Consider the following 12327-nt stretch of genomic DNA (forward strand, 5'->3'; position numbering starts at 1 on the left):
TCGCGGGTTGTTTTGTGAGCGTTACGCGGCCTCGCGCGTTAAGAATGACGGAAGGAACCCCATGACCGACCTGATCACCATCGCCAACGACCGCCTCACCGCCAAGATAAACCCCCACGGCGCCGAACTCACCCACCTGCTCGACAGCGACGGGCGAGAGTTGATGACCGACGCCGACCCTGCATTCTGGACCGGTCGTGCGCCGATCCTCTTCCCGGTGGTGGGCGTCGCCAACGAAGGCGTCATCCGCCTCGATGGCACCGCCTACCCGATGCAAAAGCACGGCTTCGCCCGCCGCTCGACGTTCGACGTCGTCGCGCAGACCGAAACCTCCGCCACCTTCCGCCTCACCGACAGCGAAGAAACCCGCAAAGCCTATCCCTTCGCGTTCGCCCTCGACATCGTCTTCACGCTCGACGGCGCGACGCTCGGGATCGAGGCGCGCATCCACAACCGCACCGACGCGCCGATGCCGGCGAGCTTCGGCTTCCACCCCGCCTTCGCCTGGCCGCTCCCCTACGGCGAGCCGCGCGCGGACCACCGCATCACCTTCTCGGCCGACGAACCGGGCAAGCTCAAGGCGATCAGCCCCGATGGCCAGATCGCCGTCGACGAGCGCCCCTCGCCGCTCGAGGACCGCGTGATCGCCCTGCGCGACGAACTGTTCGCCAAGGATGCGCTGGTCTGGGACCCGATCCATTCCGACGCCGTCACCTACGGCGCCACGACCGGCCCGCAGCTGAAGATCGCCTTCCCCGACACGCCCAAACTCGGCATCTGGACCAAGCCCGGCGCGGCCTATGTCTGCGTCGAACCCTGGCACGGCATCGCCGACCCCGAAGGCTATACCGGCGATTACCGCGACAAACCCGGTGTGTTCGAGATCCCCGCCGGCGGCACGAAGCGCATCGAAATGAGCGTGACACTGGTCCAGGAGCACTGACGAACTCCCCTCCCTAAAAGGGAGGGGCAGGGGGTGGGTCCGTTTCCGCATCACGGCACGGTTGCGACCAAAGCTGACCTACCCACCACAACCCCTCCCTTTCAGGGAGGGGAGAGCGTTGCGTTTGGGGAGCAGAGTCGCTCCTGCCACCGGTCCTCATCGAGGCCCCCTCTGTCCTACACGCCCCGCATCTGCCAATAGCACGCGATGATCGCTGCATGTCTCCTCCTCCCGATCCCGCCGCGTCCCGCGCGGGAAGGGGATTGCGAGCGGCACGTAGCCTGAACTTCCTTACCTTCCGAGCCCAGCCTCGGCGCACCGGACCCACGCCATGACCCAATTCCCCCGCCGCACCTTCGCGATCATCTCGCATCCCGATGCCGGCAAGACCACGCTCACCGAGAAGCTCCTGTATTTCGGCGGTGCGATCCATCTCGCCGGCGAGGTGAAGGCGCGGGGCCAGACACGCCGCGCCCGCTCCGACTGGATGAAGATCGAGCAGCAGCGCGGAATCTCGGTCACGTCGTCGGTGATGACGTTCGAGCGGCAGGGGATAACCTTCAACCTGCTCGACACGCCGGGCCACGAGGACTTCTCCGAGGACACCTACCGCACGCTGACCGCGGTCGACTCGGCGGTCATGGTGATCGACGCCGCGAAGGGCATCGAGCCGCAGACGCGGAAACTGTTCGAGGTCTGCCGCCTGCGCAACGTGCCGATCATCACCTTCGTCAACAAGGTCGACCGCGAGGGTCGCGATCCGTTCTCGCTGCTCGACGAGGTGGCGGAGATGCTCCAGCTCGACGTCTGCCCGATGAGCTGGCCGGTCGGCATGGGCGGCGAGTTCGAGGGCGTCTACGATCTCTACGCCAACACGTTGAGCCGCCCCGAAGGCGACAGCCGCGAGTTCATGGGCAAGGCGATCCCGTTCACCGGCATCGACGATCCCGAACTCGCCAAGATCCTCAGCCCCGAAGCGATGGTCCGCCTGAACGACGAAGCCGAACTCGCACAAGGCGGCTATTCGAGCTTCGACCCCGAGGCGTATCGCGCGGGCAATCTGACCCCCGTCTATTTCGGCTCGGCGCTCAAGGACTTCGGCGTCGCCGAACTGATCGCCGCGCTTGCCGATTATGCCCCACCACCGCGCGCGCAGCCCGCCGAGCCTGCGCCCGTCTCGCCGGACGAGCCCGAAGTCACCGGCTTCGTGTTCAAGGTGCAGGCGAACATGGACCCCAACCACCGCGACCGGATCGCGTTCATGCGGCTATGCTCGGGCGTGTTCAAACGCGGCATGAAGCTCACCCCGACCGGCCACGGCAAGCCGATAGCGGTCCATTCCCCGATCCTGTTCTTCGCCCAGAACCGCGAGCTGGCGGACGAGGCATTCCCCGGCGACATCATTGGCATCCCCAATCACGGCACGCTGCGGGTCGGCGACACGCTCAGCGAAAAGGCGGCAATCCGCTTCACCGGCCTGCCGAACTTCGCGCCCGAAATCCTGCGCCGCGTGGTGCTGAAGGACTTCACCAAGACCAAGCAGTTGCGCAAAGCCTTGGATGACATGGCCGAGGAGGGGGTGACGCAGGTGTTCTACCCCGACATCGGCTCGAACTGGATCATCGGCGTGGTCGGCCAGCTCCAGCTCGAAGTGCTGCTCTCGCGGCTCGACGCGGAGTACAAGGTCGCGGCCGGGCTGGAGCCTGCGCCGTACGAGACCGCCCGCTGGATTTCGGCGGAAGACCCGCTGGAGCTCAATACCTTCGCCGAGATCAACCGCGGCGCGATGGCCAAGGACCGCGACGGCAACCCCGTGTTCCTCGCGAAGAGCGCCTGGGAAGTGAACTACATCGCCGAGCGCTATGCCAAGATCCGCTTCGCCGCGACGCGGGAGCGATAGGTTACCTGCTGATCCTCCCCTGTGAGGGGAGGTGGCAGTCCGCAGGACTGACGGAGGGGTATCCGCGCTATCGAGGGGGTGTCACCCCTCCGTCTGGCAAGTGCCAGCCACCTCCCCTTGCAGGGGAGGATCAGTATTAATCCGCGGCCAAAGCCTCGGCAAGCATATCGCGGATCGCGCGCAACGCGGTCATCGGCGACTCGGCCTGCGCGACGATCTCGCCAGGACCCGGTATCGCACCCGCGCCCTTCTCCCCCGCCAGCAACTGCTGGACGCCGCGCACGGTATAGCCCTCGCGGTTCAAATACTGGTCGATCCGCCGCACCAGTGCGACGTCCTCGGCGCGGTAATAGCGCCGGTTGCCCGCGCGTTGCAGCGGCCTCAGCTGGGGAAAGCGCGTTTCCCAATAGCGCAGGATGTGCTGCGGCAGGCCGGTGTCGCGCGACAGTTCGCCGATCGTCCGAAACGCCGCACTGGCCTTTTGCCCCCCGGCATCCGGCAGTGCGTCGTCGGTATCAGCCATGTCGGTCGTCAGTCGGCACCGACGATGCGTTCCCGCATCATCTGGCTTGCGCGGAACGTCAGCACGCGGCGCGGTGCGATCGGCACTTCGATGCCGGTCTTGGGGTTACGGCCGACGCGCTCGCCCTTGTCGCGGAGCACGAACGTGCCGAATCCCGAAATCTTGACGTTCTCGCCCTGCGACAGCGCGCCGCACATCTCGGTCAGGATCTGTTCGACGATCTTGGAGGAATCCGAACGTGACAGCCCGACCTCCTTGTGGAGCGATTCAGCCAAGTCGGCCCGCGTCAAAGTACCCGTCGTCATGATCTTCAAGCTCCCACACTCGGCGAACCTCCTACACAAGCACGTCGGCGACCGGAAGAACTTTTGTTCTACAAGCGAATCGATATGTTTCGAACGGCTTAGAAGCGGATAACTGCAGCGCCCCAGGTGAAGCCGCCGCCCATCGCTTCGAGCACTAAGATCTGCCCCTGCTTGATCCGTCCGTCGCGTACGGCGACGTCCAATGCGAGCGGTACGGAAGCAGCCGACGTGTTGGCGTGCTGGTCGACGGTGACCACGACTTTCGCCGGAGCAAGGCCCAGCTTCCGCGCGGTCGCGTCCAGGATGCGGGCGTTCGCCTGGTGCGGCACGACCCAGTCGACCTGGTCCGAAGACAGCCCCGCCATCGCCAGCGACTCGGTCATTACCGACGCCAGGTTGGTCACCGCGTGGCGGAAGACCTCGCGGCCCTTCATGCGGAGCTTGCCGACGGTGCCGGTGGTCGAGACGCCGCCATCGACGTAGAGAAGCTCGTTGTGGCGGCCATCGGCGTGCAGCTTCGTCGTCAGGATGCCGCGGCCGCCTTCGTCCGCGGTGTCCTGCGCTTCGAGCACGATCGCGCCGGCGCCGTCGCCGAACAGCACGCAGGTCGTCCGGTCTTCCCAGTCGAGGATGCGGCTGAACGTCTCCGCACCGATCACCAGCGCGCGCTTGGCGACGCCGCTGCGGATCATGCTGTCGACCACCTGGACCGCGTACAGGAAGCCCGAGCAGACCGCGGCGACATCGAACGCGACGCAGTCGTCGATCCCGAGCATCGCCTGCACCTTGGTGGCGCTCGACGGGAAGGTCTGGTCGGGAGTCGCGGTGGCGAGCACGATCAGGTCGATGCTCTGCGCCTCGATCCCGGCCGCGGTCAAAGCCGCGCGGCAAGCGTCGGCGGCCAGCGTCGCGGTCGTCTCGCCTTCGCCGGCGATGTGGCGGAAGCGGATGCCGGTGCGCTCGACGATCCACTCGTCGCTGGTGTCGACCTGCTCCGCCAGTTCCGCATTCGAGACGCGGCGCGCGGGCAGGGCGGAGCCGGTGCCGATGACAACCGAACGGATCATGCCGCCTTCTCCACGTTGCCGAGATCGTCGGCGATCCGCCGGATCAGATCGTTGCGGACCATCTTGGCGGCATTGCCGATCGCAGTCGCGACTCCGCGATCGGTCGCGCCGCCGTGACTCTTCACGACGATGCCGTTGAGCCCGAGGAATACCGCGCCGTTGTGATTGTTGGGATCGAGGTGATCGCGCAGCAATTCGGTGGCGGGGCGCGAGATCAGGAAGCCGAGCTTCGAGCGCACCGAACTACGGAACGCGCGCTTGAGCAGGTCGGCGACGAATCGCGCGGTGCCCTCGGCGGTCTTCAGCGCAATGTTGCCCGAAAAGCCATCGCACACGACCACGTCGACTTCGCCGCGCGACAACCGGTCGCCTTCGATGAAGCCGTTGAACTGCATGTCGACCGCCGGGGTCGCACGCAGTTGCGCGGCGGCATCGCGGATCTCGTCCGTGCCCTTCATGTCCTCGCTGCCGATGTTCAGCAGCGCGACGCGAGGATGCGGGATGTCGAGCGCGGTGCGGGCGTAGGCGGCGCCCATGATCGCGAACTGGACGAGGTTGCGCGCATCGCACTCGGTGTTCGCGCCGAGATCGAGCATCACCATGTCGGTATCGCCCAAGGTCGGCAGACGCGCCGCGAGTGCCGGCCGGTCGATCCCGGGCAGCATCCGCAGCGACAGCTTCGCCATCGCCATCAGCGCGCCGGTATTCCCCGACGACACAGCAGCGGCGGCGCGACCCTGTTTGACCAGGTCGATCGCGATGCCCATCGACGTCTTCTTCGCACGCCGGATCGCCTGGGTCGGCTTTTCGCTCGACCCGACGACTTCTGGCGCGTGGACGATCTCCGAATTCTGCGACAGGTTCGGATGAGCCTTCAGCCCCTCGCGAATCGCAGCTTCGTCGCCGACCAGCAGAAAGCGCATGCCCTCGAATTGATGACGCGCGAGTGCGACACCGGCGAGCATCACTGCCAGCCCGTCATCGCCACCCATCGCATCGACCGCGATCCAGCCGCTGTCGGGCATCATCAATCCTTCGTTCAAGTTAGAGGTTCCGGATGGAAGCCTCAGCCCTCGATCGAGAGGATTTCACGACCGTTATAGTGACCGCACGAACCGCACAGGTTGTGCGGACGCTTCAGTTCGCCACAGTTCGGGCATTCCTGGAACGACGCGATCGTGAGCGAGTCGTGGCCACGGCGCATGCCGCGCTTGGAGGGCGAGGTTTTTCTTTTGGGGACGGCCATTTCGGCACCTTGTTCAATCTAAAGGTCGGGGCTCCGAGTACGCCCGGACACGGAACTCGGCAACCGACATGAATGCCGGCCGCCTGAAGCAACCCATGCGGCCTGACGCTCGCGAAGCGTGGCGCTATAGCGATTTCGTCCCGCGTTGCAACCATTGGTCACCAGTGGCAGGACCCCGGCCGACATCCAACGAGGGGCAACGCCGTGATATTACCCGTAACGCTGACGATCGCCGCGGCTGCCGCCGTCGTCAATCTCTGGCTCGCCTTCCGAATCGTGCCGATGCGCGTGAAGGGCAACGTCCTGATCGGCGACAATGGCGATGCGCGGTTGCAGGGGCGGATGCGCGCGCATGCGAATTTCACCGAATATGCGCCGTTCATTCTGATTCTTATCGGGCTGATCGAACTGGCGGGGGGATCGACGCTCTGGCTGTGGATCGCGGGCGCGGTGTTCGTGATTGCGCGTGTAGCGCATGCGTTCGGGATGGATCGGACGACGTCGAGCGTACCGCGGGCAGGCGGTGCACTGGCGACGTGGGCGCTGATGGCGTTGCTCGCCGGCTGGGCGCTGACGATCGCGTATCAAGCGAACGCGGTGCCGGCCGCCAAGACCTTCCAGGTCGTGCCGTCGGGGTCGCAGGCATGAGCGCGCGCTATCTTCTTGCCGCCGCCACGCTGCTCGCCGCGTCGCCTGCGGTTGCACAAGTTTCTCCCGAACGCCTGTCGGCCGACGTAAAGATGCTCGCCTCCGATGCGTTCGAGGGGCGGGCGCCCGGCACGCCCGGCGAGACGAAGACGATCGACTGGCTGATCGCGCAGTTCAAGGCGATGAAGGCGCAACCCGGTGTCCCCAACGGCAGCTGGACGCAGCCCGTGCCGCTCGTTCACACGCGGATGGGCTCTGGCACCGTCCGCGCTGGCGACACCGCCCTGGTGCAGGGCCGCGACGTCTATCTCAGCACGGTGCGCGGGGTCGACCGCGTCGCGATCGCGGGCGCGCCGATGGTGTTCGTCGGCTACGGGGTCAGCGCGCCGGAACGCGGCTGGGATGACTTCAAGGGGCTCGACCTCAAGGGCAAGGTCGCCGTCTTCCTCGTCAACGATCCCGATTTCGAAGCGGTCGCCAGCGATGATGCGAAGGGCAAGTTCGGCGATCGTCGGATGACCTATTACGGCCGCTGGACGTACAAATACGAGGAAGCGGCGCGGCGCGGTGCGGTGGCGGCGCTGATCGTCCACGACACACCGGGGGCGGGCTATGGCTGGAGCACGGTGACGGCGCCGGCGGGCGAGAATTACGACATCGTCCGGAAGGACCCCGAATCGCGGGTGATGCTTCAGGGCTGGCTCGAAGGTGGCGCGGCGACTCGTCTGTTCGCAGCCTCCGGCCTCGACCTCGCGGCACTTCGTAAAGCCGCGCGGCGGAGCGACTTCCGCCCGGTCGCGCTGAAGCAGGCGTTCACCACCGACCTGCCGGTCAAGCACGACACCGCCGTAAGCCAGAACGTGCTCGCCAAGCTCCCCGGCACGAAGCACGCGGACGAGGTCGTGATGTTCGGGGCGCACTGGGACGCCTACGGCATCGGTGCCCCCGACGCGCAGGGCCGCACGATCCGTCCCGGCGCAAACGACGACGGCTTGGGTGTGGCCGGCGTGCTCGAACTCGCCCGCGACTTCGCCAAGGCCCCCCGCACCGACCGCAGCCTCGTCTTCGCACTGTGGAGCGGCGAGGAACGCGGCCTGCTCGGCTCGGAAACCTATGCGGTGAACCCGGTCTATCCGGCAGCGAAGACGGTCGCCAATCTGACGCTCGACATCCTCCAGACGGCAGGCCCCGCAAAGGACGTCATGCTGGTCGGCGCCGGCCAGAACTCACTGGAGGACATGCTCGGTGACGCTGCAAAGGCCCAAGGCCGCGTCGTGACACCCGAAGCGCTCCCCGAGCGCGGGCTGTTCTACCGCGCCGATCATTTCTCGGTCGCGCGCCGCGGTGTGCCGACGTTGCTGCTGATGGCGATCAGCGGCGCCCCCGATCTGGTCACGGGTGGTCGGACTGCGGGGCAGGCTTGGCTCGACGGGTATATGAAATGCTATCACCAGACGTGTGACGCGTGGGGCGCGGACTGGGATCTGCGCGGCGCGGCGCAGGATGTCGAGCTGTTCCAGACGATCGGGACGAAGTTGGCGAATACGCGGCTTTGGCCGGAGTGGCGCGATGGGTCCGAGTTCAAGTCGGTGCGGGCTGAAAGCGCGGGGGAGCGGGAGTAAGACTAACCCTCACGCGGGCAACCACCCCGGCGAAGGCCGGGGCCCAGTTGGAAAGGTTGCCGTAACGGAGCGCCGCCCTCAGTCAGTGCCGTTCCCCAACTGGGCCCCGGCCTTCGCCGGGGTGGGGCCGTTGAGTCGTGGTGTCTCTGCCTCTTCTCGTTCTCCCGCGAAGGCGGGAGCCCAGGGTTACAGGCGTTATCGCTTGGTATCCTGGCCCCCCGCCTTCGCGGGGGAACGGGTAGGGCCGCGGGCGGACGTTACGCCGCCAGCGCCCGATCGCTTACGAACATATTCGTCGCCCGCTCATGCGCAAACGTGCTCGCCGGCCCATGCCCCGGAATAAAGCTCGTATCGCTCCCCAGCGGCCAGAGCTTCTCGACGATCGACTTCACCAGCGTCTGATGATTGCCCCCAGGCATGTCCGATCGCCCGACCGACCCCTGGAACAGCACATCCCCCACCTGCGCGAACTTCGACGGCGCGTGGTGGAAAATCACATGCCCCTCGGTATGCCCCGGCGTCTCGTACACATCGAGCGTAAGGTCGCCGACCGACACCGTGTCGCCCTCGACCAGCCACCGGTCCGGCTCGAAATTGACCCCCGAAATCCCGTATTTCGGCCCATCCTGATCGAGCCGCTGCAACCAGAAGCGGTCCGCCTCGTGCGGTCCCTCGATCGGCACGCCGAGATCGTTCGACAGTCGCTTGGCGCCCCCCGCATGATCGATATGACCATGCGTCAGCAGGATCTTCTCGACCGTCACGCCCGCCTGTTCGACCGCCGCCATGATCCGCGGCAGGTCGCCGCCCGGATCGATCACCGCCGCCTTCATCGTCGCGGTGCACCAGAGGATCGTGCAGTTCTGCTGGATCGGCGTGACCGGCACGATGGCAGCACGGAGCGGGGGCGCAGCGCGGAGGGGAGGATTTGTCATGCCGCTGAAATAGGATAGCGCACCGGTTGGAGCAATCGCCGCTTGCGGTTTGCCCCGTGCCCCGTGCAAAAGTCGCGGCGATGTGGACCGCGCCCTTCGTTTTGTTCGATGACGCCCGCGAGGGGGGCGCTCCGGCACGATTGTACCGCGATCCCGTCCGGATCGTCCGCGCCGATACGCTCGCCGAGGTTGGCCCCGCGCTCGACGCGCTCCGTGACGCCCGCGGGGAAGGGCTCCACGCCGCCGGGTATCTCACCTACGAAGCCGGCGCCGCGCTCGCATCGAAGCCGGTCGACGTCCGCACCGAAGGACCGCTGCTGTGGTTCGGTCTGTTCGCCGGCTATGAAACGATCGCCGCGCAAGACGTCGCCGCACTGCTCCCCGATCCCGCGGGCGCATGGACCGGCACACCCCGACCGCTGATCGACCGCGACACCTACGACGCGAGCCTGTCGCGCGTTCTCGACCTGATCGCCGCAGGTGATATCTACCAGGCGAACCTCACCTTTGCCGCCAGCGTGCCGTTCGTCGGCAACCCGCTCGCGCTCTATGCCCGGCTGCGGCGCCAGGCGGGGGCGGGGTACGGCGCGCTGATCGACACCGGCGAGACGCGCTTCCTGTCGCTCTCCCCCGAACTTTTCTTCGCACTCGACGGCGACACGCTCACCTGTCGCCCGATGAAGGGAACGGCACCGCGAGGCGATACGCCCGACGCCGACCGCGCGCTCGCCGAAGCGATCGCGGCGGACCCGAAACAGCGCGCCGAAAACCTCATGATCGTCGACCTGATGCGCAACGACCTGTCGCGGGTCGCGCGCCACGTCGCGGTCCCGGACCTGTTCACCGTCGAGACCTATCCGACCGTCCACCAGATGACCTCGACCGTCACCGCGACCCTGAAACCCGATTGCGACGCGGTCGACGTCCTGACCGCATTGTTCCCGTGCGGATCGATCACCGGCGCCCCCAAACAGCGCGCGATGGAGGTCATCGCCGAAGTCGAGCACGCGCGCGTCCGCAGCATCTACACTGGCGCGATCGGCCGCCTCGATCCGAACGGCGACGCGATCTTCAACGTCGCGATCCGGACGTTGGCAATTCAAGACGGCAAGGCGATGATGAGTCTCGGCTCGGGCATCGTCGCCGACAGCAACGCCGACGCGGAATGGGCGGAATGCCATGCCAAGGGCGCGTTCGTCACCGCCGGCCAGCGCCCCTTCGACCTGATCGAGACGATGGCGTTCGACCCTGACGAAGGCCTGACCCGCCTCGAAGCCCATCTCGCGCGGATGAAGGCCAGTGCCGAGGCGCTCGGCTTCACCTTCGACCGCCACACCGCGCGCAACGAACTGCAAGCCGCAACCTTCCGGTTGCGCGGGCCCCGCCGCGTCCGCCTGCTACTGAGTCCATCTGGCGCGATCGCGATCGAATCCGCGCCACTGCCGCAGTCCCCTGCGCAGGCCACCGTCGCGATCGTGCCCTTGCCGGTCGCCGCCGCCGACTTCCGCCTGCGTCACAAGACGTCCGCGCGAGACTTCTACGACGATGCTCGCAAGGAAGCGGGGACGTTCGAAGTCGTGTTCGAGGATGCCGACGGCTTCTTCACCGAAGGCAGTTTCACGTCGCTGTTCGTGCCACGAGGCGACGGCCTCGTCACGCCGCCGCTACGGCATGGCCTGCTCCCGGGCATCCTCCGCGCCGATCTGCTCGAATCGGGCCGCGCGATCGAGGCGCCGATCACCCGGGCCGACCTGACCGCCGGCTTCTTCATCGGAAATGCGGTTCGCGGGCTGATTCCGGCTATCGTTACGGTTGCGAATTCGGCCAAGCGGAGCGTATAGCGCCCGCGAAATCCGCGGCGACGCTCGTGGACAACCGCAAAGGTTACACCATGCACGCATCCGCCGCGCTCGGCCGCATCAGCCCCTCGCCGACGCTCGCGATCACCAGCCGCGTCCTCGAACTGAAGCGCGCAGGCGTCGACGTGATCGGCCTCGGTGCGGGCGAACCCGATTTCGACACGCCGGACTTCGTAAAAGAGGCCGCGATCCAGGCGATCCGCGACGGCAAGACCAAGTACACCAACGTCGACGGCACGATCGAGCTCAAGCAGGCGATCGTCGCCAAGTTCGCGCGCGACAACAACCTCACCTACACCACCGACCAGATCAGCGTGAACGTCGGCGGCAAGCACACCCTGTTCAACGCGATGGTCGCGACGATCGATCCGGGCGACGAGGTCGTCATCCCCGCGCCGTACTGGGTCAGCTATCCCGACGTCGTGCAGTTCGCGGGCGGTGTGCCGGTGATCGTCCAGGCGGGCCCCGAGGTCGGTTACAAGCTCGATCCCGCCGCGCTTGATGCGGCGATCACGCCGAAGACCAAGTGGGTGATCCTCAATTCGCCGTCGAACCCGACAGGGGCCGGCTACACGATCGACGAGCTGAAGGCACTCGGCGCGGTGCTCGCGCGGCATCCGCACGTCTGGATTTTCGCCGACGATATGTACGAGCACATCGTCTATGATGGCTTCAAGTTCGCGACGATTGCCGAGGCCTGCCCCGAGCTGTTCGAGCGCACGCTGACCGTCAACGGCTGCTCGAAGGCCTATGCGATGACCGGCTGGCGGATCGGCTACGGCGCCGGCGCATCGTGGCTGATCAAGGCGATGGCCAAGCTCCAGTCGCAGTCGACCTCGAACCCGTGCTCGATCGCCCAGGCCGCCGCTGTCGCTGCCTTGAACGGCGACCAGTCGTTCCTCGCCGAGCGCAACACCGCGTTCCAGGGCCGCCGCGACCTCGTCGTGTCGATGCTCAACGAGATCGACGGCATGCACTGCCCGACGCCGGAGGGTGCGTTTTACGTCTACCCGTCGTTCGCCGAGCTGATCGGCAAGACGACGCCGAACGGCCGCCTGATCGACACCGACGAGGCGATGGTCGGCTATCTGCTCGACGACGCCAAGGTGGCCGTCGTGCAGGGCGCCGCGTTTGGCCTCAGCCCCGCGTTCCGGATCAGCTATGCGACGTCCGACGCGCTGCTCCGCGAGGCCTGCACGCGCATCCAGACGGCCTGCGCCGCGCTGAAATGAGATCTGATCCTCCCCCGCCAGGGGGAGGTGGCTGGCCCTTGCCAGAC

General features: G+C 66.6%; 12 protein-coding genes. 6 read left to right on the top strand and 6 right to left on the bottom strand.

What is annotated here, in order from left to right:
• The first annotated feature begins 61 nt into the window (after window positions 1-61).
• Window positions 62-943 (top strand): aldose 1-epimerase family protein, encoded by an 882-nt coding sequence (locus U1763_RS16640; RefSeq protein ID WP_332756066.1) that lies wholly within the window; start codon window positions 62-64, stop codon window positions 941-943.
• A gap of 331 nt (window positions 944-1274) precedes the next feature.
• Window positions 1275-2843 (top strand): peptide chain release factor 3, encoded by a 1569-nt coding sequence (locus tag U1763_RS16645; protein WP_332756067.1) that lies wholly within the window; start codon window positions 1275-1277, stop codon window positions 2841-2843.
• 136 nt (window positions 2844-2979) lie between these two features.
• Here U1763_RS16645 and U1763_RS16650 read toward each other — a convergent pair whose 3' ends face one another.
• The 5 genes from U1763_RS16650 to rpmF all read right to left on the bottom strand — a co-directional run bounded on the left by U1763_RS16650 (window position 2980) and on the right by rpmF (window position 5984).
• Window positions 2980-3366: a MerR family transcriptional regulator gene (locus tag U1763_RS16650; protein WP_332756068.1), complete on the bottom strand. Its 387-nt coding sequence runs from the start codon at window positions 3364-3366 to the stop codon at window positions 2980-2982.
• 8 nt (window positions 3367-3374) lie between these two features.
• A complete protein-coding gene (locus U1763_RS16655) occupies window positions 3375-3671 on the bottom strand; it encodes an integration host factor subunit alpha (protein ID WP_132734757.1) in 297 nt (98 codons plus the stop codon).
• Between the two features lie 98 nt (window positions 3672-3769).
• Window positions 3770-4738: a beta-ketoacyl-ACP synthase III gene (locus tag U1763_RS16660; protein ID WP_332756069.1), complete on the bottom strand. Its 969-nt coding sequence runs from the start codon at window positions 4736-4738 to the stop codon at window positions 3770-3772.
• Window positions 4735-5763 (bottom strand): phosphate acyltransferase PlsX, encoded by a 1029-nt coding sequence (gene plsX / locus U1763_RS16665; protein ID WP_132895865.1) that lies wholly within the window; start codon window positions 5761-5763, stop codon window positions 4735-4737. The genes U1763_RS16660 and plsX overlap by 4 nt, the downstream gene beginning before the upstream one ends.
• Before the next feature lie 41 nt (window positions 5764-5804).
• Complete coding sequence (gene rpmF, locus U1763_RS16670) at window positions 5805-5984, bottom strand: 50S ribosomal protein L32 (RefSeq protein ID WP_056054400.1); 180 nt, start codon at window positions 5982-5984, stop codon at window positions 5805-5807.
• A gap of 204 nt (window positions 5985-6188) precedes the next feature.
• Between rpmF and U1763_RS16675 the strand changes: the two genes are divergently transcribed.
• Both U1763_RS16675 and U1763_RS16680 read left to right on the top strand, forming a co-directional pair.
• Complete coding sequence (locus U1763_RS16675; RefSeq protein WP_332756070.1) at window positions 6189-6632, top strand: MAPEG family protein; 444 nt, start codon at window positions 6189-6191, stop codon at window positions 6630-6632.
• On the top strand, window positions 6629-8254 hold the full coding sequence (locus tag U1763_RS16680) for a M28 family metallopeptidase (protein ID WP_332756071.1): 1626 nt from the start codon (window positions 6629-6631) through the stop codon (window positions 8252-8254). Before U1763_RS16675 ends, U1763_RS16680 begins: the two co-directional genes overlap by 4 nt.
• A gap of 257 nt (window positions 8255-8511) precedes the next feature.
• On the opposite strand, the gene U1763_RS16685 is transcribed toward U1763_RS16680, so the two are convergent.
• Window positions 8512-9189, bottom strand: a complete 678-nt coding sequence (locus U1763_RS16685; protein WP_332756072.1) for an MBL fold metallo-hydrolase — start codon at window positions 9187-9189, stop codon at window positions 8512-8514.
• Window positions 9190-9269: 80 nt separating this feature from the next.
• Between U1763_RS16685 and pabB the strand changes: the two genes are divergently transcribed.
• A complete protein-coding gene (pabB, locus tag U1763_RS16690; RefSeq protein WP_332756253.1) occupies window positions 9270-11030 on the top strand; it encodes an aminodeoxychorismate synthase component I in 1761 nt (586 codons plus the stop codon).
• Between the two features lie 50 nt (window positions 11031-11080).
• Window positions 11081-12280: a pyridoxal phosphate-dependent aminotransferase gene (locus tag U1763_RS16695; RefSeq protein WP_332756073.1), complete on the top strand. Its 1200-nt coding sequence runs from the start codon at window positions 11081-11083 to the stop codon at window positions 12278-12280.
• Window positions 12281-12327 lie beyond the last annotated feature (47 nt).

Source organism: Sphingomonas sorbitolis (genome assembly GCF_036663875.1).
GTDB lineage: Bacteria > Pseudomonadota > Alphaproteobacteria > Sphingomonadales > Sphingomonadaceae > Sphingomonas.